The sequence below is a fragment of the Paracoccus aminophilus JCM 7686 genome, assembly GCF_000444995.1.
Taxonomy (GTDB): Bacteria; Pseudomonadota; Alphaproteobacteria; order Rhodobacterales; family Rhodobacteraceae; genus Paracoccus; species Paracoccus aminophilus.
Genome location: NC_022041.1, coordinates 811,183 through 835,722, shown reverse-complemented (window position 1 = coordinate 835,722; position 24,540 = coordinate 811,183). Strand labels below are relative to the sequence as shown.

The following is a 24,540-nucleotide window of genomic DNA, read 5'->3' as shown; positions in this document are numbered from 1 at the left end:
TTGCCAGATTGACGTAGCTCATTCTTAATTGACTCGTCAATCAACAACAGGGGGGAAACAAATGACCGTTCGTAGCTTGATGCTCGCCACCGCCTTAACCGCGCTGGCGCTACCGGCCTTCGCGGCAGAACCGGATTCGTGCAAGGATGTTGTCTTTTCCGATGTCGGCTGGACGGACATCTCGGCGACGACGGCATTGGCGACCACCGTCCTGCAGGACCTCGGCTACAAGACCGAGATCAAGATTCTCTCGCTGCCGGTGACCTATACCGCGATGGCGAAAGGCGACCTCGACGTGTTCCTCGGCAACTGGATGCCGACGCAGGAAAACGATCTGAAGCCCTATCGCGACGCTGGCACGGTCGAAACCCTGCGCACCAACCTGACTGGCGCGAAATATACGCTCGCGACCAACCAATATGGCAAGGATCTCGGCATCACCGATTTCGCCCAGATCGCGGCGCATAAGAAAGATCTCGACGGCAAGATCTTCGCGATCGAGCCCGGCAATGACGGCAACCGCCTGCTTTTGCAGATGGTCGCGGACAACAAGTTCGACACCGGCACGATGGAGATCGTCGAGAGCTCGGAACAGGGGATGCTGGCGCAGGTCGCCCGCGCGACCGGGGCCAAGAAGCCGATCGTCTTCCTCGGCTGGGAGCCCCATCCGATGAACAACCAGTTCCAGATGACCTATCTCGCGGGCGGGGATGACGTCTTCGGGCCGAATTTCGGCGGCGCGCGCGTTGATACCAACATCCGCCAAGGCTATGCCAAGGAATGCCCGAATGTCGGGAAATTCCTCGAAAACCTCGAATTCACCTTGCCCATGGAAAACGATGTGATGGGCAAGATCCTGAATGATGGCGATGATCCGGCAAAAGCGGCCAAGGCATGGCTGAAGGCCAATCCCGACGCGGTGAAACCCTGGCTCGTTGGCGTCACCACCGTCGACGGCGGCGATGCACAGGCCGCCATTGATGCGGCTTTGGCCAAATGAGGAAAGCACTTCGCGCCATCGCGCTGAGTGCGGCTCTGACCGGCCTTGCGGTAAACTTCGGGGGCGGGACGGCTTTTGCCGCTCCCGTGTCCCTGCCAGATCAGGCGGGCTGGAACGATGCGCGCCAGCATGTCGTGACGGCCGATGGCGTCGATATCGCCTATGTCGAGCTTGGCGAGGCGCCGGAAACGGCGGTCGGCCTGCCGATCATTTTGATCCACGGCTATACCGACAACAGCCGCAGTTGGTCTCTGGTCGCGCCGGTCCTGCGCAAGGAGCTGCCGGGTCGCCGCATTCTCGCCTTCGATCTGCGCGGCCATGGCGCGTCGGATGCGCCGAGTTGCTGCTATGGCCCTGACAGCCTTGCCCATGACATTGCGGGCGCGCTCGATGCCTTGCAAATCAAACGCGCCGATGTCGTCGGCCATTCGCTCGGATCCATGACGACGGCCTTTCTCGCCGCCACCGAGCCGAGCCGCGTCAATCGCATCGTTCTGGCCAGCGTCTCGACCTCAAGTCCACCCGAGGCAACGGCATGGCTGTGGGACAATGTCCCGGCCCTGCCCGAACAGATCGATCCGAACAGCAAGTTCATGCGGGACTGGTACGCCAATCCGACCCCGGTTTCGGAAGATTTCCTGACCCATGAGCGCGCGGAATCCGCTGCCGTCCCCCATCACGTCTGGATGGGTGTCTTGCAGGCTCTAACGGTTCTCGATTGGAGCAAACTCGCGCCCCGGATCGAGGCGCCGACCGCGATCCTCTGGGGCGATCAGGACGCGCTCTTCGGCCCCGAGACTCAAGACAAACTGCGCAAGACCCTGCCCAAAGCCGAGTTTCATCAATTCACCGGTCTTGGGCATAATTTCTTCTGGGAGCAGCCCGAGCAGGCCGGCGAGATCATCTCGACCTTTCTCAAGGACTGACATCGCGGCCTGACCGGCCATTTATCGCGAGAGGGCCGCAGCGCCCGCAAGCCGGAGTAAAATCTGAATGGAGCAACTGACGGCCCTCCTCACCGGTTGGAAAATTCCAGTCGGCAAGACAGCCAAAACCGTGTTCGACTGGTTGAACGCGCATGCGTCCGTCGTCTTCAATTTCATCTCGAAAGTGATGGAAAGCCTGATCAACGGCATCCTGTGGCTGCTTGAATTGCCGCATCCGCTGATCTTCACGCTGATCATGGTCGCTTTGACCTGGGCATTGCAGCGCAGCTGGAAGGTCTGCCTGCTGGTCCTGCTGAGCTTTCTCTTCATCCTCAATCAGGGCTATTGGGACGAGACCATGCAATCGCTGACGCTGGTCCTCTCGGCCTGCGTCGTCTGTATGCTGGTCGGCGTGCCGATCGGCATTGCCGTGGCGCATCGCCCCAAGCTCTATTCCTGGGTGCGCCCGGTCCTCGACCTGATGCAGACGCTGCCAACCTTCGTCTATCTGATCCCGGCCATCGTCTTCTTCGGCATCGGCATGGTGCCCGGTCTGATCGCAACCGTGATCTTTGTGCTGCCCGCGCCGGTGCGGCTGACCTATCTCGGCATTTCCTCGACGCCGCGGGCGCTGGTCGAGGCCGCGACCGCCTTTGGCGCGACCAAACGCCAGCTTCTGTGGAAGGTCGAGCTTCCCAGCGCGATGCCCCAGATCATGGCAGGGCTCAATCAGACGATTATGCTGTCGCTTTCGATGGTCGTGATCGCGGCGCTGGTCGGTGCCTCGGGGCTTGGCGTGCCGGTGGTGCGCGCACTCAACAGCGTCAACACGGCGCTTGGCTTTGAAAGCGGTGCAATCATCGTCGTCGTGGCGATCATGCTTGATCGGATGCTGCGCGTGGGGAAACACAATGACTGAACTCAATACGACCGAGCGCAACGCCGTCGAATTCGACAATGCCTGCATCGTCTTCGGCGCCCGCCCCAAGGATGCGCTGCCGCTGATGGATCAGCAGAAGTCCCGCGCCGAGATCAAGGCCGCGACCGGGCAGGTTCTGGGCGTCCACAATTGCTCGCTCAATGTCCGCGAGGGCGAGATTCTCGTGCTCATGGGCCTTTCGGGCTCGGGCAAATCGACCTTGCTGCGCGGGGTCAATGCGCTCAACGAGGTCTGTCGCGGCGATGTCCGGATCTGGGACGGGACCGAAATGGTCTCGGTCACCAAGGCGGGATCGGCGAAACTGCGGCAGATCCGGCTGAAAAACATCGCGATGGTCTTTCAGCAATTCGGCCTTCTGCCATGGCGGACCGTGCGCGAAAACGTCGGCCTCGGGCTTGAGCTCGCCGGCATGTCCCCGGCCGAGCGCCGCGCCAAGGTCGACAACCAGCTCAACACGGTGGGTCTGGCCGATTGGGCGGATCGCAAGGTCGGCGATCTTTCGGGCGGGATGCAGCAGCGCGTGGGCCTCGCCCGCGCCTTTGCCACCGAAGCGCCGATCCTTCTGATGGACGAGCCCTTCTCGGCGCTCGATCCGCTGATCCGCTCGCGCCTGCAAGACGAGCTGCTCGAGCTGCAGGACAAGTTCCAGCGCACGATCATCTTCGTCAGCCATGACCTCGACGAGGCCTTCAAACTGGGCAACCGCATTGCGCTGATGGAGGGCGGGCGCATCGTCCAGATCGGCACCGCGCGCGAAATCATCGCCAATCCCGTCGATCAATATGTCGAGGATTTCGTCGCCCATATGAACCCGATGGCCGTGCTGCGCGCCGAGGATGTGCTCGAAGAGGGCGAGGCCGAGGGCCGCCCCCTGCCCCGCGATCTGCCGGTGCGCGAGGTGCTCTGGGCCTTGGCCGACCGCGAAACCGCGCCGGTTCTGGGCGGCGGCATCGTCAGCCGCAAGGGCGTGATTGCCGCTCTGGTCAATCCCGGGCGCTAACCGCCCCCTGTTGCCAAGCCGACACAGCCCGCCCCGCCTTTTGCGCGGGGCGGGCTTGTTTTGATGAGCCATCTCTGCGCAACTGGCGGCCTGCGCCATCACAGAAGAAAGGGGGGCCAATGTTCGTATTCAAATCCAATACCGCTTTTGCCCATTCCTTCATGGCGCAAGCGCAGGATCACCGACGCCGCTTTTCGCAGCGCTTCTGATCCGCAACTGATCCCGACCTGACGGCGGGATCTCCCTTCAAAGCCGATGCCTCTTTCGCCCCGCAACCCTGCGGCGCGCCGTGGCACCCCTTTCGAAACCTTCCACATAAGGACCGCCCTGCCCTGCGCAGGCGGACGAACCCCATGACTGCTTTGCCTTTGACCCCGGCGCATGAACTGCGCGCGCCTCTCGACGATCTGATCGACACCCACGGCATCTGGGCCGTGGCCACCGCGCTGATCCGTGCCGCAATCCGGCGCAAAAACCGGCCGCCGCCGGTGACCGGCCTCTCGGATTATCTGCTGCGCGATATCGGCCTCAACCGCAAACACGAGCCGCCGGACCGGACGCTGCTGCGGTAAGGTCCAAGGGAGGAGCGCTCCAGCTCCTCCCGATCACCCCCAACATCATCCTCGCATCATCCGCGCACCAACCCCCAGGCGATCAGCCACATCATCGCACCGACCAATGCGTCGAGCACGCGCCACGCGATCGGGCGGGCAAAGACCGGCGCGAGCAAACGCGCGCCAAAGCCCAAAAGCAGGAAGAACCCAAGCGAGCCCGAGACCGCGCCCAAAGCAAACAGCCACCGGCTCTCGGCCTGCGCCGAAACCGCACCTAGCAGGATCAGCGTATCCAGATAGACATGCGGATTGAGCCAGGTCAGCGCCGCCGCCGTGCTCAGAACCGCACCCAACTGCACCGCCGTGCCCGCCGTCGCATGCAGCTCCTGACCGCCCACCCAAGCCGCGCGAAACGACCGCAGCCCATACCAGAAAAGAAAGAGCGCCCCGCCCCATTTCGTCGCCGTCAAAAAGCCCGGATGAGCCGAGACGATCACCCCCGCACCAGCGACCCCCGCGACAATCAGCAGCGCATCTGAGAGCGCGCAAAACAGGGCCACCGCCAGCACATGCTGCCGCAACAGGCCTTGTTTCAGCACAAAGGCATTCTGCGCGCCAATGGCAACGATCAATGACAAGAGCATGCCCAGACCGGCAAGATAGGATTGCATGGCTTATCTCCTTTGCCTCGTCTTGCCTGATGGGCCATGATCAATCAAATTAACAATTCTCATTCAGATTAAGGAAAACTGATGCACGACTATGCCGCTCTCGAAGCTCTGGCCGAGATCATCCGCCGCGGCTCGTTCGAGGCGGCAGCGGCGCAACTCTCGCTCACCCCCTCTGCCGTGTCCCAACGCATCAAGGGGCTCGAGGAGCGCCTCGGCGCCGTGCTCATCCACCGAGGCCCCCCCGCAACCGGCACCGAAACCGGGCTCCGACTGATGCAGCATCTCGATCAGGTCCGCCTGCTCGAACAAAGCCTCGAGACCGCGATCCGTCCCAAGGCGGGTCCGGCGGTCCTGAAAATCGCGGTCAATGCCGACAGCCTCGCGACCTGGTTCATGCCCGCGATGACGGCGCTGCCCGTGCTCTTCGATCTGGTGATCGACGATCAGGACCACGCCCGAGACTGGCTCCGGCAAGGTCAGGTCTCGGCGGCGATCACCTCAAACCCCAATCCGGTCGCGGGCTGCGACGCCCGCGCGCTCGGCCATATGCGCTATCTCGCGACCGCCACGCCCGAATTCCACGCGCGCCATTTCGCGCAAGGGCTCACCGCGCAAAGCCTCGCCGCCGCGCCCACGATCATCTTCAACACCAAGGACGCGCTGCAAATGCGATGGGCCGAACGCGCCACCGGCGCGAAACTTCGCCTCTCCGGCCACCGCATCCCCGCCTCGGAACCCTTCGCCCATGCGATCGAACTCGGCCTCGGCTGGGGCATGATCCCCGAAAGCATGGCGCTCCCCGCGATCACCGCAGGCCGCCTGGTCACGCTGGCCCCCGGGCAGCCGTTTGACGTGCCGCTTTACTGGCAGGTCAGCCGCGACATCGCCGCGGCCATCGCCCCGCTGACGCAGGCCATATGCAAAAGGGCCGCAGAAGACCTGCGACCCTGATGTCTTTCATGTCTTAAATATCCCCGCCGGAGGCTCCGGCAAAGACATCAAAGCTGCGCGGCCACGCTCTCGGAGAGATCGAAATTCGCCGTCACATTCTGGACGTCGTCATCATCTTCCAACGTGTCGATCAGCTTCATCAGCTTCTGCGCCATCTCGAGATCGGTAATCTCGGTCGGCGCCTGCGGCTTCCAGATCAGCTTCGCATGCTCCGATTCGCCAAGCGAGCTTTCCAGCGCGCCCGCGACATCGATCAGGCTCTGATCCGACGTATAGATCCAGTGACCTTCATCGTCGCTCTCGACATCATCGGCCCCGGCCTCCAAAGCCGCCATCATGACGGTATCGGCATCGCCAATCGCGGCTTTGTAGAAGATCTCGCCGACGCGATCGAACATGAAGCTGACCGAGCCGGTCTGGCCCATGTCACCGCCGGATTTGGTAAAATAGCTGCGCACATTCGAGGCGGTGCGGTTGCGGTTGTCGGTCATGGCCTCGACGATGATCGCGATGCCGTTCGGACCATAGCCCTCATAGCGGATCTCGTCATAGTTCTCGGCATCACCACCGACCGCCTTCTTGATGGCGCGGTCGATCACGTCTTTCGGAACCGAGTTTGACTTCGCTTCCTTCACCGCCAGACGCAGGCGCGGGTTCTTGTCGGGATCAGGGTCGCCCATCTTGGCAGCGACGGTGATTTCTTTGGAGAGCTTGGAAAACAGCTTCGAACGGATGCCGTCCTGGCGCCCTTTGCGGTGCTGAATGTTCGCCCATTTGGAATGGCCAGCCATTGTGCGGGGTCCCGTATGTCGTCATTTCTAGGGTTTGTGGGGCGCTTTTAGTCGCCGATGGCCGTCGCCGCAAGGTTTCTCCCCGCCTTGACCTCGGCAAGAACGTAAAGCCGGATCGCGGTGGCAAGGCCGACCTCGGGCGGGCGCTGGTGGTCGATGGCGGCAATCAGCGCGGCGGGGGTGGTCTGTTGCACCTGCGCAATCGCGCGCAACTCGCGCCAGAAGGCCTCCTCCAGACTGACGCTGGTGCGGTGCCCGTCAATCGTGACCGAGTGTTTCGCGGGCGCGCTCAAAGGCGGCAGATCAATCATCCGCGCCCTCGCCCGGCGCGCGGCCGCCGTCAAGGTGATGCCCGTCGAGACGGCGCGCGCTCAGCTCGGCCTCAGCACGACTCTGCGCGGTTTCCGCCTTGGAACGCCCGAATTTCGCGGCATTTTCATCGCCCTTGGCGCGCTTTTCGACGCGGGCACGGTCCTTGCGCGCCTGACGCAGGTTGATGACAGTCATGGAAGGTCTCCGCATGGAAAAGGCCGCCCCGGCAGAATGCCACGGCGGCCCCTGATTGTCATCGGTGGCGCGAGATCACGCCACCAGATCGCAGGCGCGGATCAGTCTTCGGGGCCGACCATCTGCTCAGGACGAACGACCTTGTCGAAGGTCTCGCCATCGACGAAGCCCAGATTGATCGCCTCTTCGCGGAGCGTCGTGCCGTTCTTGTGGGCGGTCTTGGCGACTTTCGTGGCGTTGTCGTAACCGATGGTCGGCGCCAGCGCCGTCACCAGCATCAGCGATTCCTTCATCAGCTTGTCGATTCGCGGCAGGTTCGCCTCGATGCCGACGACCATATTGTCGGTGAAAGAGCCCGCCGCATCGCCCAAGAGCTGCATGGATTGCAAGACATTGTAGCTCATCATCGGATTATAGACGTTGAGTTCGAAATGGCCCTGCGAACCCGCGAAGGTCACCGCCGCGTCATTGCCCATGACATGGGCACAGACCATGGTCAGCGCCTCGGCCTGGGTCGGGTTGACCTTGCCCGGCATGATCGAAGAGCCCGGCTCGTTTTCCGGCAGGATCAGCTCGCCCAGACCCGAGCGCGGACCCGAACCCAGCAAGCGGATGTCGTTCGCGATCTTGAAGAGCGAGGCCGCAACCGTCTTCAGCGCGCCCGAGAAAAACACCATCGCATCATGCGCGGCCAGAGCCTCGAATTTGTTCGGTGCGGTCACGAAAGGCAGGTTGGTGATTTCCGCGATCTTCGCGGCAATCGCAGTGTCCCAGCCTTTTTTGGTGTTGAGCCCGGTGCCGACAGCCGTGCCGCCCTGCGCGAGCTCATAGATGTCGCCAAGCGCGAGTTTCACGCGCTCAATGCCTTTTTCGACCTGATGGGCATAGCCGCCGAATTCCTGACCCAAGGTCAGGGGCGTTGCATCCTGCGTATGGGTGCGGCCGATCTTGATGATGTCCTTGAACTCGACCGCCTTGGCGGCCAGCGCCTTGTGCAGCTTTTCGAGCCCCGGGATCAGCAGATCGCGCGCCAGCATGGCAATGCCGACATGCATCGCGGTCGGGAAAGTGTCGTTCGAGGACTGGCCCATGTTCACATGGTCATTCGGGTGAACCGGCTTTTTCGAGCCAAGCTCGCCGCCCAGAATCTCGATGGCACGGTTCGAGATGACCTCGTTCGCGTTCATGTTCGACTGGGTGCCCGAGCCGGTCTGCCAGACCACCAGCGGGAAGTTGTCGTCGAACTTGCCCGCAACGACCTCTTTCGCGGCCTCGACCATGGCATTGCCGATCTTGGGATCAAGATTGCCGGTCGCCATATTCACTTCGGCGGCGGCCTGCTTGATCACGCCAAGCGCGCGAATGATCGGCACGGGCTGCTTTTCCCAGCCGATCGGGAAGTTCATGATCGAGCGCTGCGTCTGCGCGCCCCAATATTTGCTGGCATCAACCTCGAGCGGGCCAAAGCTGTCGGTCTCGGTGCGGGTCTTGGTCATGGCTCTCCATCCCTCGCGGTTTTGTGGGCCACGCAGAGGGCGGCCTCACGGTTTCGTGGGGGTTCTAGGCGCTGCGGCAGAGATTCGCAATCTGTATGCAAATGTATGCCAAAATCAGCCAAGCTGACGGAAGACATAGATGCTGGCAGGCGGGAAATTGGCCCAGATCCGGCGGCTTTTCTGGTGGCTCAGACCAAAGCGCGCGCGCACCGCATCCGAGAGCGGCGGCAAGGGGCCATAGGTGATCTGCACGAAGGGCGCGCCCGGCTTCATCATTTTCAGCGCAGCGCCCAGAATCGCGCTTTGGATCTCGTCGGGCAGAGGCAGGGTCGGGACGCAGGAAATCACCGCATCGAGATCCTTCCTCCCGACATTGACCATCTCTTGCGCGGGCAGGTTATGGACGTGCGTGCCGGGGAAAAGCTCGCGCAGACGGCCGCAAAACGCGGCATTCAGCTCGTAAAGCTCAAGCCGTTCCGGCGGCAGGCCGCGCGCCAGAATGGCTTTGGTGATGGTGCCGGTGCCAACCCCGATTTCCGCCACCGCCTCCATCTCCGGGCGCACATGCCGCGCCATTTCGCGAGCGGCGGCGCGCCCGGTCGGCACGAGCGAGCGGATTTCAGAGGGGCGGCGCAGAAATTGGCCAAGAAACAGCGACAGGTCGGACAAGGCTACCTCCAGCATGATGCTGATATGGGGCCTAGGTCCTCGCAGTGACAGGCTTATGACGGATTACTTGCGCCACTTGTCCAGGCTGACCACCTCGGCGCCGGTTTTCGGAGCCTCTTCGGCCTCGGCAACCTCGACCCCGTCTTCGGCGTCATCCTCGTCTTCCTCGTCGTCTTCCTCGTCATCATCCTCGTTCTGGGTCTCGAACCGCAGACCGAATTCGACCGAAGGATCGACGAAGGTGCGCACCGCATCGAAGGGCACATGCAGCGGCTCGGGCGAGTTGCCGAAGTTCAGCGTGATCTCGAAATGGTCTTTCTCGATCACGAGATTGTCGAACCAGTGCTGGATGACGATGGTCATCTCTTCCGGATAGCGCTCGCGCAGCCAATCGGCCATCTGCACATCCGGATCCCGGGTGTCGAAGGTGATGAAGAAATGATGCTCTCCCGGCAAGCCTTCTGCCGCGACCGAGCGCAGAACGTCAGCAATGAGCCCCTGCATGGCGCGGTGCATCATTCCGCCATAATCGATTCCGCGTGCCATGACGTCCTCCTGTTTTCGTGGCTGCCAGAATAGGCAATTGCGAAGCGATGAAAAGCCCCGCCGGACGAGGAAACGCGCCGAGGAAAAGCAAAATGGCCCGCGCCGGATCATGAGGAAAACATGGGGCCAGAAACGACAAAAGGCCCCGTGAAGGGGCCCTGTCGATCCAGATCGGCGAAAAATGGCGCGGTTGACGGGGCTCGAACCCGCGACCCCCGGCGTGACAGGCCGGTACTCTAACCAACTGAGCTACAACCGCGCATTTTTTCCGTGGCGATATGAGAGTGGAGTGGCGCGGTTGACGGGGCTCGAACCCGCGACCCCCGGCGTGACAGGCCGGTACTCTAACCAACTGAGCTACAACCGCCCGTTCCACTACCAGATCGCCTCTGGAGTGAGGCGGTGTCTAAGGGCAGGACGATGGACCGTCAAGGCCCGATCTACGCCCTTTGTCACGAAAAGTGCGAGAAGCCCGATTCCGGGCCTCTCGCGCGTTCATGGAGGCCCGCCCGGACCGCCCAAAGGCAGCCCAGCTGGCCCGCCGTCACTTCAGAACGGTCGCCGGATCGAAATCGGGCAAAGCCTCAAGCTCGGCTTTGGTGAAGTTGGTCGCGTAGAAGCGGTCCTCGCCAATCGTCAGAAGGTGGATCGCATCCTTGCCCAGCAGGACCTTCTTCGCGCCGATGCCAAGGAAGCCGCCGATATCGGCGACATAGCCGACCAGCTTGCCATGATCGTCGAGCACGAGGTCATCGACCTTGGCAACCTGGGTCCATTCCGCCGGCCGCTTGGCCAAAGCCTCGCCAGCCCAGGGCGTGCTGGTCGAATCATTCGTCGTCCAGATCTGACGGCTGGTAACCCAGGAGCTCAGGATCCCGGGCGAGCTTGCCGAAATCACCGGCGCAGCGACATCGGGGGCAGCAATCGCGGTTTCCGCAGCCTTCACCGCCTCAGCGGCCGAATCGGCGGCCTTGTCGGCCGCATCAGCGGCTTTGTTCGCCGCAGCCGCAGCGGTCGTCTTGGCCTGATCGGCCAGTTCGCCCGCCTTGTCGGTGGTGGCGGCAGCGGCATTATTGGCCGCAGCCGCCGCAGATTCTCCGGCCTGATCGGCGGCATCCACCGCCGCATCTGCAGCATTCTTCGCGGCATCTACGGCGTTTTTCACGGCAGCGCCGGTTTCCTGACCGGCTTGAACAGCGGCCTCGCCGACTTTTTGCGCGGCCTCCTTGGCGGCATCTGCCGCAGTCTGTGCCGCATCCTTCGCGGTCTCGGCGGCCTGAGCCGGAGCGCTTTGCTCCGGCGCCGTCTGAGCAAAGGCTCCAGTGGCCAATGCAACCGTCGCAGCGGCAGCGAGCAAGACTTTCATCGCGATCTCCTCTCAAGATAAGACATATCAGTCGGGTCGTGGCAGTTCTCGCAGGCTTAACCCGCTCGTCCCGGTATCTGTTCCCGCGATGCCGAGCTCGGCATCGGGCCAGAGCGGCGGGGATAGCTGATTCGTCCGCCCGAAACCGGCGCGGCCACGCCGGTCGTGCCCGGTCCCGAGGTCGGCAAGCCCTGCAACACCCGGACCGCAAGCCAGCCAAAGGCCTGCGCCTCCAGCATATCGCCATCGAGCCCGGCCTCTTCGACCGGCACGACCTCTGCGGCAATGCGCCGCGCCAAGGCGGCCATCATCGCGCGATTGTGCCGTCCGCCGCCGCAGACCAAAACCCGCTCGGGCGGCTCGGGCATCCAGAGCATACCCGCCCCCGCAGCCGCCGCCGCGGCTTCGGTCAAGGTCGCCGCCGCATCCGCGTCGCTCAGGCCCTCGACTGCTTGGCTCAGCGCGGTAAAGGCATCGCGGTCCAAAGACTTCGGCGGCACGCGCGCGAAATAAGGATGGCTCAGGAAGTCCGCGATCACCGCCTCATCGACGCGCCCCGCCAGGGCCAAAGCCCCGCCCTCATCGCGCTCGCGCCGCAACCGCTTGCGCATCAGATCGTTGACGGGCGCATTGGCCGGGCCGGTGTCGAAGGCCAAACAAGCCCCCTCGGCCTCGGGCGCCTGTGCGCGGGGGTCGACAAAGGTGATATTGCCAACGCCGCCCAGGTTCAGAAACGCGACCGGAGCCTCGGGCAGCCTGCCCTGCCCCATTGCCCAGACCGCACAGGCCCAGTGAAAGAAGGGCGCAAGCGGTGCGCCCTCGCCGCCTTGGCGCACATCCTCGCTGCGGAAATCCCAGACGACCGGGCGGTCAAGGCGGTGCGCCAAAGCCGCGCCATCGCCCGCCTGATGGGTGCGCCCGCCCGCCGGATCATGGGCGAGCGTCTGGCCGTGATAGCCCAAAACCTCGGCCTCCGGGAATTGCGCGGCAAGCCCGGCATGGGCGGCAACCGACAACTCTGCCGCCTCGGCCACGCCCGGCTCGCCGGGCCAGCGCCCCAAGGCTTCATGCAGCACCTGCGCCTCATTATCCGAGTAACCGGCATAGGCCGAACGCCCGAAACCCGCGATGCGAAGGCCGTCGGTTTCGATTATCGCGGCATCGACCCCGTCCAGCGAGGTCCCCGACATCAGCCCCAGCGCGCGGATCATGCGGTTTGTCATGGCTTTTCCTATGGCTTTTCCTTCGGCGCGTCTGCCGGTATATCCCCGCTATTCGAAAGGAACAGCCCATGACATACCATGCCAAGTCCGAATTCCTGCGCGTGATGATCGAGCGCGGCTATCTGGCCGATTGCACCGATCTGCAAGCGCTTGACGAAGCCCTCAAGGATGGCCCGGTCACGGCATATATCGGCTATGACGCGACGGCGGCGAGCCTGCATGTCGGGCACCTTCTGAACATCATGATGCTGCGCTGGTTCCAAAAGACCGGCCACCGCCCGATCACGCTGATGGGCGGCGGCACGACCAAGGTCGGCGATCCGTCTTTCCGCTCGGAAGAGCGCCCGCTGCTCGACGAAGCTGCGATCCAGTCGAATATCGACGGGATGCAGAAGGTCTTTGCCCGTTACCTCGACTACGGCGACGGCAAGGCGCAGATGCTCAACAATGCCGAATGGCTCGACAATCTGAATTACCTCGAATTCCTGCGCGACATCGGGCGGCATTTCTCGGTCAACCGGATGCTGTCGTTTGAATCGGTGAAATCGCGCCTCGACCGCGAGCAGTCGCTCTCCTTCCTCGAATTCAACTATATGATTTTGCAGGCCTATGACTTCCTCGAGCTGAACCGGCGCTACGAGTGCCGCCTTCAGATGGGCGGCTCGGATCAATGGGGCAATATCATCAACGGGATCGACCTGACCCGCCGCGTCCTCGATCACGAGATCTGGGGCCTGACCTCGCCGCTTCTGACCACCTCGGACGGGCGCAAGATGGGCAAGTCGCAGGGCGGCGCGGTCTGGCTCAACGGCGAAATGCTCTCGCCCTATGAGTTCTGGCAGTTCTGGCGCAACACGACCGACGCCGATGTCGGCCGCTTCCTCAAGCTCTATACCGAGCTCCCGGTCGAGGAATGCGAGCGTCTGGGCAAGCTCGAAGGCTCGGAAATCAACGGCGCCAAGATCGTCCTCGCCAATGCGGTAACGACGCTCCTCCATGGTGCCGAGGCCGCCGCCTCGGCCGAGGCGACCGCGCGCAAGGTCTTCGAAGAAGGCGGCGCAGGCGGCGATCTCGAAACCGTGCTGATCGGAGCGGATGCGCTTGGCGAAGGGCTTTCCATCGTCCAGCTTCTGACCCAGACCGGCATCACGCCCTCTGGCAAAGAGGCCAAACGCCTGATCTCCGAAGGCGGGCTCAAGCTCAACAACGACACGGTCACCGACCCGCAAACCGTGATCGGTGCGGCGACCATCGGCGATGGCCTCAAGGTCTCGGTTGGCAAGAAAAAGCACCGGATGATCCAGATCGGCTGATCCGGCCCCTCCTTCGCCCTCCCGCCCTTCGCTTTGACGAAAATACCTGCGGGGAAGCGGCGCGCATAAGAAAAGGCCCCCGAGGGGGCCTTTTTGCTGCGGGACGCGCGGGGCCGGCGAGGCCCCGGCGTTGCGGCCAAAGCTCACTGCTGAACGGTGACCTTGAGCATGTAATCGGGCTTGTCGACCGAGCCATTGGCCGCGGCATCGCCCTTCTTGATCGCATTGAGCACATCCCAGCCGTCAACCAACTGGCCGACGACGGTATATTGCCCGTCAAGGAATTCCGCCGGGGCCAGATCGATGAAGAACTGGCTGTTGGCGGAATTCGGATCCTGCGAACGTGCCATGCCGACGGTGCCCGCCTGGAACGAGACATCGTTGAACTCGGCCTTGAGATTGGGAAGATCGGATCCCCCCATCCCCGCGCGCGAGGTATCGCCGTCTTTCTTGCCGAATTTCACATCGCCTGTTTGGGCCATGAAGCCGTCGATGACGCGATGGAAGACAACGCCGTCATAGGCACCCGATTTCGCCAGCGAAACCAGACGCTCGACATGTTTCGGCGCCTTGTCAGCGTAAAGATCCAGCACGATCGTGCCCTTGGGCTGACCGGCGGCATCGGCGACTTCGATCACGAGATTCGGGCCCGGGCCGTCTTTCACGCCCGGCAGGCCCTCAGCAAAGGCGACCGAAGCCGACAATGCGAGCGCAGGGGTCAGAAGATATTTCAGCATCATTTGGGCTCATCCGCTGCAACGCGGACCGAGATCATGCGGTCGGGGTTCGCCGGCGGCTCGCCGCGCAGGATCTTGTCGACATTTTCCATGCCCGAGATAACCCGGCCATAGACCGTGTACTGGCCATTGAGGAAATGGTTGTCGCCAAAGTTGATGAAGAACTGGCTGTTGGCCGAGTTCGGGTTCTGCGACCGCGCGGCGCCAAGCGTGCCACGGTCATGCGGCAGTTTCGAGAACTCTGCCGGAAGATCAGGATATTGCGACCCGCCCGTGCCAGCGCGGCGCGGATTGTAGTCCTTTTCCATATTGGCATTCTCGACATCGCCGGTCTGGGCCATGAAGCCGTCGATGACGCGGTGGAACGCCACATTGTCATAGGCGCCATCGCGCGCGAGCTGCTTCATGCGCTCGGCATGTTTGGGCGCGACATCGGGCAAAAGCTCGATCACGACAGGACCGTCCTTCAGCTCGATGATGATGGTGTTCTCAGGATCTTTGATCTCGGCCATGTGGTCCTCTTTTTCTGAACTTGCTCAGAGTTAAGCCTTTCGCCCGCTATGGACAACGCCCGTCATAATAAAGGCCCGTCGTGGTAAGGGCCCGTTCAGGAGAGGGCCATCGTCGGAAAGGCTTGCCATGAACAACGCTGCTCGGCGGTTTAACGAAACAGCAGGGGGGCGTCAGTTGACGATATTGTCAACATCGTGGAAAACGCAGCAGGACAGCGACACAGACAATGCAGTTGCGGAGAGGTGCTGACATGGCGGATTTCAATACGATCGACGACTTGGATCTGGACGGCAAGGTTGTGCTGGTCCGGGTGGATATCAACGTCCCGGTCGAGAACGGTCAGGTCACCGACGCGACCCGCATCGAAAAGATCGTGCCGACGGTGAAGGATATTCAGGCCAAAGGCGGCATCCCGGTGCTGCTGGCGCATTTCGATCGTCCGAAGGGCCAGAAGGTCCCGGCGATGAGCCTGCACCAGCTGATTCCCGCGCTGGAAAAAGCTCTCGGCCAGCCGGTCAAATTCTCGGAAGAGGCGATTGGCGGCCCGGCCAAGCGTGCAGTTGCCGATCTCAAGGCGGGCGATATCCTGCTTTTGGAAAACACCCGCTTCTATCCCGGCGAAGAGGCCAATGACCCGACCTTCGCGGCCTCGGTCGCGGCACTCGGTCAGGTCTATGTCAATGACGCTTTCTCGGCCGCGCATCGCGCCCATGCCTCGACGGAAGGCATCGCGAAACTGCTGCCTTCGGCGGCGGGCCGTCTGATGCAGGCAGAGCTGACCGCGCTCGATGCCGCCCTTGGCAATCCCGAGCGTCCGGTCGTGGCGATTGTCGGCGGTGCGAAGGTCTCGACCAAGCTCGAACTGCTGACCAATCTCATCGAGAAGGTCGAGCATCTGGTGATCGGCGGCGGCATGGCCAATACCTTCCTTGTCGCCAAGGGGATCGAGGTCGGCAAGTCTTTGGCCGAGCGCGACATGGCCGACACCGCCCGCGCCATCTTGGAGAAATCCACCGCGACCGGCTGCACCATCCACCTGCCCGTCGATATCGTCGTCGCCCGCGAGTTCAAGGCTCATGCCGAAACCGAGACCCTGCCCGCCGACCAATGCCCGGCCGATGCGATGATCCTCGACGCCGGTCCGCAGACGGTTGCCGCGATCAAAGCGGTCTTCGAAGGCGCGCGCACGCTGATCTGGAACGGCCCGCTTGGTGCCTTCGAAATCCCGCCTTTCGATGCCGCGACCAATGCCGCAGCGCGTGACGCGGCCGCACTGACCAAGGCTGGAAAGCTGATCTCGGTTGCCGGGGGCGGCGATACGGTTGCGGCGCTGAACAAGGCGGGCGTGGCTGGTGATTTCACCTATATCTCGACCGCAGGCGGCGCTTTCCTTGAATGGATGGAAGGCAAGGATCTGCCCGGCGTGCTGGCTTTGGCCAAACGCTGAAGCGGCGTTTTCTGGGTCAGATTTTCGCGATCTGACATAATCAGGGGCCCCGCGGGGCCCCTTTTTTCATCCTCGGCCGAGAACGTCAGTTGCTCGTCGCCGGAGCGGTTGCGGGCGCTGCAGGCGTGGGCGCAGCAGGAGTTGTGGCAGCCGGTGCCGGTGTTGCCGGGGTAGCCGTTGTCGCCGCCGGGGCGGGCGTCACGGGAGCTGTTGCGGCGGGAGCCGTTGCTGCGGGTGCCGGCGCCGCGGGCGTCGTATGAGCCGCAGGCGCGGTGGTTGCCGCTGGGGCCGGTTTCGCTGCTGCGGGAGCTGCGGGTTTCGCGGGTGCGGGGCTGCCCTCTTCCGGCAGGCCGGTCGCGGCTGCGCCTGCGGCGTCAAGCCCGGTCGCGGTCGGCGCGTCGATGACATTGCGGTCGATGTCCTTTTCGCCGGTGTCGCGCGACAGCACGAACATGAACGTGCCGATCGCGATCAACAAAGCGAGCAGCAGAACCATGAAAAACGGGCGGTTCTGCCGGATCTGTTCGGGAATTCCGGCGGGATCTTCATTTGCCATGGGATGCCTCCTCGCAAAACCTTCACGAAATTAACGCAGTCTGTTCAAGGCGGTTCCCGTTAGCGCAATCTGGATTGTTCTTCGCGGTCGGCCTGCGTATCAGCGCCTAAGTCCGGAAAGGGGAGTTTCCTATGAAAATGACAGATACGGTTCGCAAGATCCTCGCGAATTACGAAGGTGAGACGCCCGGCGTCAAAGCCCAGCTTTCCCGTATGCTCATGACCGGCAAACTCGCCGGGACGGGCAAGATGATCATCCTGCCGGTCGATCAGGGTTTCGAGCACGGCCCGGCGCGCAGCTTTGCGCCGAACCCGGCGGGCTATGATCCCCATTACCACTATCAGCTCGCGATCGACGCAGGCCTGAACGCCTATGCCGCCCCCCTTGGCATGATCGAGGCCGGTGCGGATACCTTCGCCGGTCAGATCCCGACGATCCTCAAGGTGAACTCGGCCAATTCGTTGATGTCGGATACGGCAGGCAAAAACCAGGCGATCACCGCTTCGGTCGATGATGCTCTGCGCCTGGGCTGCGCCGCCATCGGTTTCACGATCTATCCGGGCTCGGATCTCGCGCTCGAAATGTTCGAAGAGATCGTCGAGATGCGCAAGGAAGCCGCCGCGAAAGGCGTCGCGACCGTGATCTGGTCCTATCCGCGCGGTGAGGCGATCACCAAAGACGGAGAGACTGCCATTGATGTCGCGGCCTACGCCGCGCAGATCGCGGCGCTGATCGGTGCGCATATCATCAAGATCAAGCTCTCGACCGATCACCTGATGCTGCCCGAGGCCAAGAAGGTCTATGAGGACAAGCAGATCGACATCGCGACCCAAGCCAAGCGCGTCGCACATTGCATGCAGGCAAGCTTCAACGGCCGCCGCATCGTCGTCTTCTCGGGCGGCGCCGCAAAAGGCACCGATGCAGTCTATGACGATGCCCGCGCGATCCGTGATGGCGGCGGCAATGGCTCGATCATCGGGCGCAACAGCTTCCAGCGCTCGCGCGAGGATGCTTTGGCGATGCTCGAAAAGCTGGTCGATATCTATCTCGGCAAAGCCTGAGCGGGGCTCAGGGTGGGGGTTTCACACCCCCACACCCCCGTGGGGGATTTGCGTGATGAAGAAAGGGCGTCTGCGGGCGCCCTTTTTCCGTTGCGCGATCCGGCCGGGCTTTTCCTTGGGCGCGGAAAGTCCTAGGTTCTCCGGGTTATCAGAAGGATTGCCCATGTCGTTTTTCTCGAAGCTCCGCGAGCGTTTGACCCGGTCCTCGTCGAAGATCGGCGAAGGGCTTGACGATCTGGTCAAGGACAGCGCCACGCCCGAGCCGAGCCGCGCCGAGCTGCCCGAGGAAACCGGGCTCGCACCTGCGCCCGCCCCGGGCCTGCCGCCGATGCCAGCACCGCTTGAGGGTGAGCTGGTCCGTTCGGAGCCTGCGCGGGTCGAGCCTGCGCGTGTCGAACCGGTGCGTGAGGAAGCTGCGCGGCCCGGCGTGATCGGGCGCTTGTTCGGGCGCAGCGAGGCAGAGCCTCGGCGCGAGCTGGACGATGAGATGCTGGAGGAGCTGGAAGAGATGCTCATTCAGGCCGATATGGGCGTTGAGACCGCTTTGCGCGTCACCGCCAATATCGCTGAGGGGCGGCTCGGGCGGAAGATTTCCTCGTCCGAGCTCAAGGAGCTTCTGGCCAGCGAAGTGACCCGGATCATGACGCCGGTCGCGAAGCCTTTGCCGATCTATCCCAAGAAGCCGCAGGTCGTGCTGGTGGTGGGCGTCAATGGCTCGGGCAAGACCACGACGATCGGCAAGCTCGCCAGCCAGTTTCGCGCGGCGGGCAAGAATGTCGTCATCGCAGCGGGCGATACCTTCCGCGCGGCGGCGGTCGAGCAATTGCAGGTCTGGGGCAAGCGCGCTGGCGTGCCGGTGCTGACCGCGCCCGAGGGCTCGGATCCGGCGAGCCTTGCCTTTGATGCGATGACGCGGGCGGAAGCGGATGGGGCGGATCTCTTGATGATCGACACCGCCGGGCGCTTGCAGAACCGTCAGGATCTGATGGAAGAGCTGGCCAAGATCGTTCGCGTGATCCGCAAGAAGGACCCTTCGGCCCCGCATAACACGCTGCTCGTGCTGGATGCGACCACCGGGCAGAATGCTCTGTCGCAGGTCGAAACCTTCCAGAAGCTTGCCGATGTCTCGGGTCTGGTGATGACCAAGCTGGACGGGACCGCGCGCGGTGGTGTGTTGGTCGCCTTGGCCGACCGCTTCGGCCTGCCGATCCATGCGATTGGCGTGGGCGAGCAGATCGACGATCTCGATGCCTTTGATGCACGCGATTTTGCCCGCGCGCTGGTTGGGCTCGACTGAGCCCGGCGGCATCAGGCGCCGGGCGCTGCGCTATTTCACGAGATGCGCGTCAGTGCTTTGTGATTTTTCCGGCTTGATCGTGCCATCGGGCTGGGCCACCGGCGTGGTGATCTCCCCCGGCGGCAGGAAGGCGGCGGTGAGCTCGGCCTTCTTGCTGGTCTTGTCATAGATGCAGACATAGCGATCCGCGCCTTCGTCATTCACCGTATGGATGATGAGCGCCGCGCCATAGCTTTCCGAGCCGAAAGGATTGACCTCGATCACGGTCTCGCCGTCTTTTGGCGCGAGCGCAGAGCAGGCGTCATTGACCTCTTGGCGAAACGTCTCCCATGCGGCGTCGGAAGATGCTGCGGCGGTGGTGGCCGACGCCAACAAAGCGGCAAGGACGAGGTGGGAACGCATCGGCTTCTCCTGTTCAGGTCCAAGGGGAACGTTCGGGCAGGCGAAAAGGTTCGCCTTTGCCCGGAGATTGGCGTCAGGCGGCCAGTCCGAGCTGATCGAGGAAGCGCGCCATTTCGGGGCCAAGCGTCTCTGCATCAAGCGCGGTGCGGCTCGCGAAAAGCGTCGCTTGCGAGCGCAGGATCGGCTCGGCGTCGATGATCTTGAGATGGTTGGCGCGCAGGGTCTCGCCCGACGAGGTGATATCGGCAATCGCCTCGGCGGTGAGATTGGCGACGGTGCCTTCGGTCGCGCCCTGGCTGTCGACGAGCTGGTAATCCGCGACCTCTTGCTCTGACAGCCAAGCCCGCACAAGCCGATGATATTTCGTCGCAATCCGCAGGCGGAAGCCGTGGCTCAGGCGGAAATCCCGCGCGATCGAGGCGACATCGTCCAAGGTCTCGCAATCGCGCCAGCAGGCGGGCACGGCGAGGATGAGATCGGCATGACCAAAGCCCATTTCGGCGATCTCGACCACATCCGAGCGCCAACCCGCAAGCTTTTCGCGCACGAGATCGGTGCCGGTGACGCCAAGCTCGATCCGGCCCGCAGCCAGCTCACGCGGGATCTCGCCCGCCGAGAGCAGGACCAGAGAGACGCCCGCGGCGCCCTCGACCTTGCCCGAATATTCGCGGTCCGAGCCCGCCCGCGACAGTTTCACCCCGCGCGCGGCGAACCAGTCGAAGGTCTGCTCCATCAGCCGCCCCTTGGACGGCACGCCCAGACGGATCATTGCCCGGCCTCCAATTCGGCGACGAGACCGGGGCGGATGATGCCGCCCACGGCCGGAATGGCCTTGCCCTGCCCCAAAACCTGAGTCAGCGCGTCATAGCGCCCGCCCGAGGCAACCGGCGGCCAATCGGCGCGATGGGTGAAGAAGGAAAACGTCATGCCGTCGTAATATTCCATCGAATGGCGCCCGTGGCTCGCGTCAAAGCGGATCGCGGCAATGTCGATACCGCGCTCGGCAATCAGCGCCAGCCGCTTGCCCAGACGCGCAACCGCCGGACCGATCTGCGGCATTTCCTTCGCCAGCGCCTGCAACTCGGTCAAGGCCTGCGGGGCCGAGCCGGTGATCGACAGCAGATGCTGCAACCGCCCCGACCATTCGGCGGGGAGCGGGGTTTCCTCGGCAATCGCGTTCAGCCGATCGACGCGGGCCTGCATTTCCTCGGGGGTGCGCAAACCGGTCCAGACGCCGCTGTCATCGCCGAAATCACGGCGGGGCGCGGGGCTCGAAAAGCGGGCGAGACAGGCGCGGAAGCGCTTGGGCTGCCAGATATAGTGCAAGAGCATATCGCGGCGCGCGGGCGACAAAGGCAGCGCGCGGATCGCGTCAAGCACAAGGCTCATATCCCCCATCACCGCCGAGAGCCGGTAAGGCGCGAGGATATCGGCGAAGAGCGTGAAGACCTCGGCGTCAGCGGCATCGTCGCGGGCGAAAAGCTCGAAACCGGCTTGGAGATATTCATTCTCGCGCGGGTGGTCGGGGCGCGTGTCGCCGTGATCCTGCTTGCGGAAGACCTCGCCCAGATAGCAATAGCGCGCGGGCTCGGCCCCGCCCGCCATATGCATCTGCACGACCGGAACCGTGAAATCCGGGCGCATCATCACCTCGCCCCGGATCGGGTCATGGGTGACATAGGCGCGGGCGCGGATGTCCTCGCCGTAAAGATCAAGCAGCGTCTCGGCGGGCAGCAGGATGTCGGGCGCAACCTCGGTCGCGCCGGCATCACGGAACCGGCCGAGAATGCGCTGGCCGGTGGCCTGCCGGGCGCTTTTCACGATCATGAGCCGAGGATCTTTTTCACCGCCGCGACCAGATCGGCGCGCGCGACTTCGGTCTGGGCGGGCTGGGCCTTCCATTCCTCATGGCTGGCCTCGGCTGCGATTTTCGCGCCAAGGATCAGGTCCTTGATCTGGACGACACGGCGCGCGGCCTCATCCTCGCCTTGGATCACCGCGACCGGAGACTGGCGCTTGTCGGCATATTTGAGCTGGTTGCCGAAGTTTTTCGGATTGCCGAGATAGACCTCGGCGCGGATGCCTGCGGCGCGCAGCTCGGCGGCCATTGCCTGATAATCGGCCATGCGCGCCTTATCCATGACGGTGACGACGACCGGGCCATGACCCTCGCGGCCCGCAAGCCCCTTGGCACGCAGCGCGGCAAGCAGGCGGTCCACGCCGATCGAGACGCCGGTTGCCGGAACCTTCTGGCCGGTGAAGCGCTCGACCAGACCGTCATAACGCCCGCCGCCCGCGACCGAGCCGAACTGGCGCTTGCGGCCCTTTTCGTCAAGGATTTCGAAGGTCAGCTCGGCCTCGAAGACCGGACCGGTGTAATAGCCAAGCCCGCGCACGATCGAGGGGTCGATGACCACGCGATCCGGGCCAACGCCTGCAGCCGCGAGCATCTCGGCGATTTGCTGAAGCTCGTCCACGCCTTCGCCGCCCGCAACCGAGGCGCCAACGGCGGCGCGCAAATTGGCGAGCGTTTCGGCGTTATCGGCGCCTTTCGAGGTCAGGAAGGCCAGCACCGGCTCGACCGCCGTGGCCGCCAGTCCGACGCCCTCGATCACCGCGCCGCTGTCATCCTTGCGCCCGGTGGTCAGCAGCTCGCGCACGCCCTGCGCGCCGACCTTGTCAAATTTGTCGATGGTGCGCAGGACGGCATCGGCCTGTTCGCCCGGCGTCACGCCCATTTCCTCAAGAATGCCGTTCAGCACTTTGCGATTGTTGACGCGCACCAGATAATCGCCGCGCTCGATGCCGACGGCTTCGAGTGCATCCGCGAGCATCCCGCAGATCTCGGCATCCGCCGCGACCGAGGCCGAGCCGACCGTATCGGCGTCGCATTGATAGAACTGGCGGAAACGGCCCGGACCGGGCTTTTCATTGCGCCAGACCGGACCCATCGCATAGCGCCGATAGGGCGAGGGCAGATCGTTGCGATATTGCGCCGCGACCCGCGCCAAGGGCGCCGTCAGGTCATAGCGCAGCGCCAGCCAATCGCCCGCCGTGCCGCCGCCGGGGACCTCGGCCTCTTGCCAAGCGAAGACGCCCGCGTTCGGGCGGTCCACATCGGGGAGGAATTTGCCGAGCGCCTCGACCGTCTCGACCGCGCTGGTTTCCAGAGGATCAAAGCCGTGGCGATGATAGACCTCGGCAATCCGGTCCAACATCTCCTTGCGTTCCGTCACATCCGCGCCGAAATAGTCGCGAAAGCCCTTAGGCGTCTCTGCCTTGGGACGGGGCTGTTTTTTCTGATCCTTGGCCATCGCCGTGCCTTTTGGTGAGTTCAGGCAGGGGTCTAGCGGATGGAGGCTTTATGGACAAGCGCGCGGAAGATCGCATCGAGCGGCTGGAAGAAAACGTGGCGCATCTGACGCGACTGGCCGAGGACCTCTCGGGGATCGTCGCCCGCCAAGAGCGCGAGATCGCCCGGCTCGGTCGCCGCGTCGGCCTGCTGATGGAGCGTGAGGCGGAACGCGAGGCCAGTCAGGAAGGCACGATCCCTCTGGCCGATCAGCGCCCGCCCCATTGGTGAGGACGGGCTGAGGCAGGCGGGCCGTCACGGCGCGCGATCAGGCCTTGCCGGCCTCGGCGGCTGCGGCTTCCTCATCGGCGGCTTCGGCCTCGGCGATCGCCTCGCGCTGCGGCTCCGGCTTTTCGATGACGCGCATCGGCTGGCTGAAGAGGCGCGACTCGACCTCTTGCGGTGCCGATCCGGCAAGGGCGCGGCGGAAAATCAGGACATTGTGGTAAACCGTGGCGCGCCCGGTCAGCCCGGTGCGCTCTTCCGCCGGAAGGGTCTCGGCGCGCACATATTCCCAGCCCTCGGCCGCGCGCTCGTTCAGCACTGTTGTCAAAGCCAGCGAGAAGCGGTCGGCCCCGGTCTTGGCGCCGCGAGCTTTCTCGCCGCGGTCCGGAGCGGGGATGACGGAATATTCAAACTTCTGCATCTGGCCTTACCTTCCTTTTCCTCAGGGCATCCTTGCCTTGACGCCGTCCTGATGAACCAAGCGCCCGAGCCTAACGCTTTTGCCCGGGGCAAGAGTTCCGCTTACGGGCCGATCCGGCGGATCTGTCGCAGGCCCAATCCAATCCCCAGCCCGACCAGCGAAATCGCGAGTGCCACCGCGAGATCGCTGGCGAGCAAGGGGCAGTTGACGCGGAAGTCGCGCTGCAGCTCATCCGCCATGCCATAAGCACCGCCGGTCAGGATATCGCCCAGAACCGCAAAACCGATCGCGATCACCTGCACCAAGAGGACGGTTGAGGTCAGAAAGACGATCAGCAGCCCGGCAGCCAGAAGGGTCAAAAGCGCCGCGACCCCGATCACCCGCCAGAGCTTGGCCGGGCGGCGCGGATCCGACCAGAAGAGCCCGGCCACGACGCCACCCGCAAGCAGGGCCGCCCACCAAATCGACGGCGCCCGGGGATCGAGCATGTCGATCTCCGGACGCAAGAGCGTGTAAAGCGCCAGAAAGGCGGCAATGAAGGCGCCCAGCCCGATCAGAACGGGGCGCAGCATCGAC

The 24,540-nt window shown here is 63.5% G+C and carries 29 protein-coding genes and 2 tRNA genes; 11 read left to right on the top strand and 20 right to left on the bottom strand.

From position 1 onward, the window contains the following. Positions 1-61: 61 nt before the first annotated feature. The 5 genes from choX to JCM7686_RS04215 all read left to right on the top strand — a co-directional run bounded on the left by choX (position 62) and on the right by JCM7686_RS04215 (position 4,438). Positions 62-1,000: a choline ABC transporter substrate-binding protein gene (gene choX, locus JCM7686_RS04235; protein WP_020949623.1), complete on the top strand. Its 939-nt coding sequence runs from the start codon at positions 62-64 to the stop codon at positions 998-1,000. Further along, positions 997-1,926, top strand: a complete 930-nt coding sequence (locus JCM7686_RS04230; RefSeq protein ID WP_020949622.1) for an alpha/beta fold hydrolase — start codon at positions 997-999, stop codon at positions 1,924-1,926. The genes choX and JCM7686_RS04230 overlap by 4 nt, the downstream gene beginning before the upstream one ends. Positions 1,927-1,993: 67 nt before the next feature. Then, a complete protein-coding gene (gene choW, locus JCM7686_RS04225; RefSeq protein WP_020949621.1) occupies positions 1,994-2,845 on the top strand; it encodes a choline ABC transporter permease subunit in 852 nt (283 codons plus the stop codon). Further along, positions 2,838-3,866, top strand: a complete 1,029-nt coding sequence (gene choV / locus JCM7686_RS04220; protein WP_020949620.1) for a choline ABC transporter ATP-binding protein — start codon at positions 2,838-2,840, stop codon at positions 3,864-3,866. Before choW ends, choV begins: the two co-directional genes overlap by 8 nt. A 353-nt stretch (positions 3,867-4,219) precedes the next feature. Then, a complete protein-coding gene (locus tag JCM7686_RS04215) occupies positions 4,220-4,438 on the top strand; it encodes a hypothetical protein (protein WP_020949619.1) in 219 nt (72 codons plus the stop codon). 56 nt (positions 4,439-4,494) lie between these two features. On the opposite strand, the gene JCM7686_RS04210 is transcribed toward JCM7686_RS04215, so the two are convergent. Further along, entirely contained in the window at positions 4,495-5,091 is a 597-nt protein-coding gene (locus JCM7686_RS04210; protein ID WP_020949618.1) for a LysE/ArgO family amino acid transporter, read from the bottom strand. 81 nt (positions 5,092-5,172) lie between these two features. Here JCM7686_RS04210 and JCM7686_RS04205 point away from each other — a divergent pair, with 81 nt between their 5' ends. Continuing rightward, a complete protein-coding gene (locus JCM7686_RS04205; RefSeq protein ID WP_020949617.1) occupies positions 5,173-6,042 on the top strand; it encodes a LysR family transcriptional regulator ArgP in 870 nt (289 codons plus the stop codon). A gap of 47 nt (positions 6,043-6,089) precedes the next feature. On the opposite strand, the gene JCM7686_RS04200 is transcribed toward JCM7686_RS04205, so the two are convergent. From JCM7686_RS04200 to JCM7686_RS04155, 10 genes are all read right to left on the bottom strand, one after another. Next, on the bottom strand, positions 6,090-6,833 hold the full coding sequence (locus tag JCM7686_RS04200) for a YebC/PmpR family DNA-binding transcriptional regulator (RefSeq protein WP_020949616.1): 744 nt from the start codon (positions 6,831-6,833) through the stop codon (positions 6,090-6,092). Between the two features lie 47 nt (positions 6,834-6,880). Next, positions 6,881-7,144: a ribbon-helix-helix domain-containing protein gene (locus JCM7686_RS04195; protein WP_020949615.1), complete on the bottom strand. Its 264-nt coding sequence runs from the start codon at positions 7,142-7,144 to the stop codon at positions 6,881-6,883. Next, entirely contained in the window at positions 7,137-7,340 is a 204-nt protein-coding gene (locus JCM7686_RS04190) for a DUF4169 family protein (protein ID WP_041527120.1), read from the bottom strand. Before JCM7686_RS04190 ends, JCM7686_RS04195 begins: the two co-directional genes overlap by 8 nt. A gap of 101 nt (positions 7,341-7,441) precedes the next feature. Beyond that, positions 7,442-8,836 (bottom strand): class II fumarate hydratase, encoded by a 1,395-nt coding sequence (gene fumC, locus JCM7686_RS04185; RefSeq protein ID WP_020949613.1) that lies wholly within the window; start codon positions 8,834-8,836, stop codon positions 7,442-7,444. Between the two features lie 114 nt (positions 8,837-8,950). Beyond that, a complete protein-coding gene (locus tag JCM7686_RS04180; protein ID WP_148292575.1) occupies positions 8,951-9,505 on the bottom strand; it encodes a class I SAM-dependent methyltransferase in 555 nt (184 codons plus the stop codon). 63 nt (positions 9,506-9,568) lie between these two features. After that, complete coding sequence (locus tag JCM7686_RS04175; protein WP_020949611.1) at positions 9,569-10,051, bottom strand: SspB family protein; 483 nt, start codon at positions 10,049-10,051, stop codon at positions 9,569-9,571. Between the two features lie 182 nt (positions 10,052-10,233). Next, positions 10,234-10,310, bottom strand: a tRNA-Asp gene (locus JCM7686_RS04170). Between the two features lie 31 nt (positions 10,311-10,341). Then, positions 10,342-10,418: transfer RNA gene (locus JCM7686_RS04165), tRNA-Asp, on the bottom strand. A gap of 177 nt (positions 10,419-10,595) precedes the next feature. Next, a complete protein-coding gene (locus JCM7686_RS04160; RefSeq protein ID WP_020949610.1) occupies positions 10,596-11,417 on the bottom strand; it encodes a PRC-barrel domain-containing protein in 822 nt (273 codons plus the stop codon). A gap of 56 nt (positions 11,418-11,473) precedes the next feature. Then, a complete protein-coding gene (locus JCM7686_RS04155) occupies positions 11,474-12,640 on the bottom strand; it encodes an anhydro-N-acetylmuramic acid kinase (protein ID WP_020949609.1) in 1,167 nt (388 codons plus the stop codon). Between the two features lie 68 nt (positions 12,641-12,708). On the opposite strand from JCM7686_RS04155, the gene tyrS reads away from it, so the two are divergent. After that, positions 12,709-13,953 (top strand): tyrosine--tRNA ligase, encoded by a 1,245-nt coding sequence (gene tyrS / locus JCM7686_RS04150; RefSeq protein ID WP_020949608.1) that lies wholly within the window; start codon positions 12,709-12,711, stop codon positions 13,951-13,953. A 143-nt stretch (positions 13,954-14,096) separates the two neighbouring features. On the opposite strand, the gene JCM7686_RS04145 is transcribed toward tyrS, so the two are convergent. Together JCM7686_RS04145 and JCM7686_RS04140 are read right to left on the bottom strand one after the other, a co-directional pair. After that, positions 14,097-14,690, bottom strand: a complete 594-nt coding sequence (locus tag JCM7686_RS04145) for a peptidylprolyl isomerase (RefSeq protein ID WP_041527579.1) — start codon at positions 14,688-14,690, stop codon at positions 14,097-14,099. Further along, positions 14,690-15,202, bottom strand: a complete 513-nt coding sequence (locus tag JCM7686_RS04140; protein ID WP_020949606.1) for a peptidylprolyl isomerase — start codon at positions 15,200-15,202, stop codon at positions 14,690-14,692. The genes JCM7686_RS04145 and JCM7686_RS04140 overlap by 1 nt, the downstream gene beginning before the upstream one ends. A gap of 251 nt (positions 15,203-15,453) precedes the next feature. Between JCM7686_RS04140 and JCM7686_RS04135 the strand changes: the two genes are divergently transcribed. Further along, the gene (locus JCM7686_RS04135; RefSeq protein WP_020949605.1) at positions 15,454-16,650 is read left to right on the top strand and encodes a phosphoglycerate kinase; all 1,197 of its coding nucleotides are present in this window, start codon (positions 15,454-15,456) and stop codon (positions 16,648-16,650) included. 85 nt (positions 16,651-16,735) lie between these two features. Here JCM7686_RS04135 and JCM7686_RS24855 read toward each other — a convergent pair whose 3' ends face one another. Then, positions 16,736-17,206, bottom strand: coding sequence for a hypothetical protein (locus JCM7686_RS24855; RefSeq protein ID WP_020949604.1), 471 nt, complete (start codon positions 17,204-17,206; stop codon positions 16,736-16,738). 131 nt (positions 17,207-17,337) lie between these two features. On the opposite strand from JCM7686_RS24855, the gene JCM7686_RS04125 reads away from it, so the two are divergent. Together JCM7686_RS04125 and ftsY are read left to right on the top strand one after the other, a co-directional pair. Continuing rightward, the gene (locus tag JCM7686_RS04125; protein ID WP_020949603.1) at positions 17,338-18,267 is read left to right on the top strand and encodes a class I fructose-bisphosphate aldolase; all 930 of its coding nucleotides are present in this window, start codon (positions 17,338-17,340) and stop codon (positions 18,265-18,267) included. Positions 18,268-18,430: 163 nt separating this feature from the next. Beyond that, a complete protein-coding gene (gene ftsY / locus JCM7686_RS04120) occupies positions 18,431-19,564 on the top strand; it encodes a signal recognition particle-docking protein FtsY (protein ID WP_020949602.1) in 1,134 nt (377 codons plus the stop codon). A gap of 30 nt (positions 19,565-19,594) precedes the next feature. Here ftsY and JCM7686_RS04115 read toward each other — a convergent pair whose 3' ends face one another. From JCM7686_RS04115 to hisS, 4 genes are all read right to left on the bottom strand, one after another. Next, positions 19,595-19,966, bottom strand: a complete 372-nt coding sequence (locus tag JCM7686_RS04115) for a hypothetical protein (protein WP_020949601.1) — start codon at positions 19,964-19,966, stop codon at positions 19,595-19,597. A 73-nt stretch (positions 19,967-20,039) separates the two neighbouring features. After that, positions 20,040-20,735 (bottom strand): ATP phosphoribosyltransferase, encoded by a 696-nt coding sequence (gene hisG, locus JCM7686_RS04110; RefSeq protein WP_020949600.1) that lies wholly within the window; start codon positions 20,733-20,735, stop codon positions 20,040-20,042. Beyond that, complete coding sequence (locus JCM7686_RS04105; protein ID WP_020949599.1) at positions 20,732-21,793, bottom strand: ATP phosphoribosyltransferase regulatory subunit; 1,062 nt, start codon at positions 21,791-21,793, stop codon at positions 20,732-20,734. The genes hisG and JCM7686_RS04105 overlap by 4 nt, the downstream gene beginning before the upstream one ends. Continuing rightward, positions 21,790-23,280: a histidine--tRNA ligase gene (gene hisS / locus JCM7686_RS04100; RefSeq protein WP_020949598.1), complete on the bottom strand. Its 1,491-nt coding sequence runs from the start codon at positions 23,278-23,280 to the stop codon at positions 21,790-21,792. Before hisS ends, JCM7686_RS04105 begins: the two co-directional genes overlap by 4 nt. Positions 23,281-23,330: 50 nt before the next feature. Between hisS and JCM7686_RS04095 the strand changes: the two genes are divergently transcribed. After that, positions 23,331-23,549 (top strand): SlyX family protein, encoded by a 219-nt coding sequence (locus JCM7686_RS04095; protein ID WP_020949597.1) that lies wholly within the window; start codon positions 23,331-23,333, stop codon positions 23,547-23,549. 37 nt (positions 23,550-23,586) lie between these two features. On the opposite strand, the gene JCM7686_RS23305 is transcribed toward JCM7686_RS04095, so the two are convergent. After that, on the bottom strand, positions 23,587-23,964 hold the full coding sequence (locus JCM7686_RS23305) for a DUF4177 domain-containing protein (protein WP_020949596.1): 378 nt from the start codon (positions 23,962-23,964) through the stop codon (positions 23,587-23,589). A gap of 101 nt (positions 23,965-24,065) precedes the next feature. Then, the gene (locus tag JCM7686_RS04085; RefSeq protein WP_020949595.1) at positions 24,066-24,536 is read right to left on the bottom strand and encodes a hypothetical protein; all 471 of its coding nucleotides are present in this window, start codon (positions 24,534-24,536) and stop codon (positions 24,066-24,068) included. Positions 24,537-24,540: the final 4 nt, after the last annotated feature.

Coding starts and splice junctions, on each gene's coding strand:
- JCM7686_RS04145 (WP_041527579.1), bottom strand. CDS start 14,690: ATGCTGAAATATCTTCTGACCCCTGCGCTCGCATTGTCGGCTTCGGTC.
- hisS (WP_020949598.1), bottom strand. CDS start 23,280: ATGGCCAAGGATCAGAAAAAACAGCCCCGTCCCAAGGCAGAGACGCCT.
- JCM7686_RS04230 (WP_020949622.1), top strand. CDS start 997: ATGAGGAAAGCACTTCGCGCCATCGCGCTGAGTGCGGCTCTGACCGGC.
- ftsY (WP_020949602.1), top strand. CDS start 18,431: ATGTCGTTTTTCTCGAAGCTCCGCGAGCGTTTGACCCGGTCCTCGTCG.
- JCM7686_RS04215 (WP_020949619.1), top strand. CDS start 4,220: ATGACTGCTTTGCCTTTGACCCCGGCGCATGAACTGCGCGCGCCTCTC.
- JCM7686_RS04125 (WP_020949603.1), top strand. CDS start 17,338: ATGAAAATGACAGATACGGTTCGCAAGATCCTCGCGAATTACGAAGGT.
- hisG (WP_020949600.1), bottom strand. CDS start 20,735: ATGATCCGTCTGGGCGTGCCGTCCAAGGGGCGGCTGATGGAGCAGACC.
- fumC (WP_020949613.1), bottom strand. CDS start 8,836: ATGACCAAGACCCGCACCGAGACCGACAGCTTTGGCCCGCTCGAGGTT.
- JCM7686_RS04160 (WP_020949610.1), bottom strand. CDS start 11,417: ATGAAAGTCTTGCTCGCTGCCGCTGCGACGGTTGCATTGGCCACTGGA.
- JCM7686_RS04155 (WP_020949609.1), bottom strand. CDS start 12,640: ATGACAAACCGCATGATCCGCGCGCTGGGGCTGATGTCGGGGACCTCG.
- tyrS (WP_020949608.1), top strand. CDS start 12,709: ATGACATACCATGCCAAGTCCGAATTCCTGCGCGTGATGATCGAGCGC.
- JCM7686_RS04190 (WP_041527120.1), bottom strand. CDS start 7,340: ATGACTGTCATCAACCTGCGTCAGGCGCGCAAGGACCGTGCCCGCGTC.
- JCM7686_RS04085 (WP_020949595.1), bottom strand. CDS start 24,536: ATGCTGCGCCCCGTTCTGATCGGGCTGGGCGCCTTCATTGCCGCCTTT.
- choW (WP_020949621.1), top strand. CDS start 1,994: ATGGAGCAACTGACGGCCCTCCTCACCGGTTGGAAAATTCCAGTCGGC.
- JCM7686_RS04140 (WP_020949606.1), bottom strand. CDS start 15,202: ATGGCCGAGATCAAAGATCCTGAGAACACCATCATCATCGAGCTGAAG.
- JCM7686_RS04095 (WP_020949597.1), top strand. CDS start 23,331: ATGGACAAGCGCGCGGAAGATCGCATCGAGCGGCTGGAAGAAAACGTG.
- JCM7686_RS04115 (WP_020949601.1), bottom strand. CDS start 19,966: ATGCGTTCCCACCTCGTCCTTGCCGCTTTGTTGGCGTCGGCCACCACC.
- JCM7686_RS04105 (WP_020949599.1), bottom strand. CDS start 21,793: ATGATCGTGAAAAGCGCCCGGCAGGCCACCGGCCAGCGCATTCTCGGC.
- JCM7686_RS04200 (WP_020949616.1), bottom strand. CDS start 6,833: ATGGCTGGCCATTCCAAATGGGCGAACATTCAGCACCGCAAAGGGCGC.
- choX (WP_020949623.1), top strand. CDS start 62: ATGACCGTTCGTAGCTTGATGCTCGCCACCGCCTTAACCGCGCTGGCG.
- JCM7686_RS04135 (WP_020949605.1), top strand. CDS start 15,454: ATGGCGGATTTCAATACGATCGACGACTTGGATCTGGACGGCAAGGTT.
- JCM7686_RS24855 (WP_020949604.1), bottom strand. CDS start 17,206: ATGGCAAATGAAGATCCCGCCGGAATTCCCGAACAGATCCGGCAGAAC.
- JCM7686_RS04210 (WP_020949618.1), bottom strand. CDS start 5,091: ATGCAATCCTATCTTGCCGGTCTGGGCATGCTCTTGTCATTGATCGTT.
- choV (WP_020949620.1), top strand. CDS start 2,838: ATGACTGAACTCAATACGACCGAGCGCAACGCCGTCGAATTCGACAAT.
- JCM7686_RS04175 (WP_020949611.1), bottom strand. CDS start 10,051: ATGGCACGCGGAATCGATTATGGCGGAATGATGCACCGCGCCATGCAG.
- JCM7686_RS23305 (WP_020949596.1), bottom strand. CDS start 23,964: ATGCAGAAGTTTGAATATTCCGTCATCCCCGCTCCGGACCGCGGCGAG.
- JCM7686_RS04205 (WP_020949617.1), top strand. CDS start 5,173: ATGCACGACTATGCCGCTCTCGAAGCTCTGGCCGAGATCATCCGCCGC.
- JCM7686_RS04195 (WP_020949615.1), bottom strand. CDS start 7,144: ATGATTGATCTGCCGCCTTTGAGCGCGCCCGCGAAACACTCGGTCACG.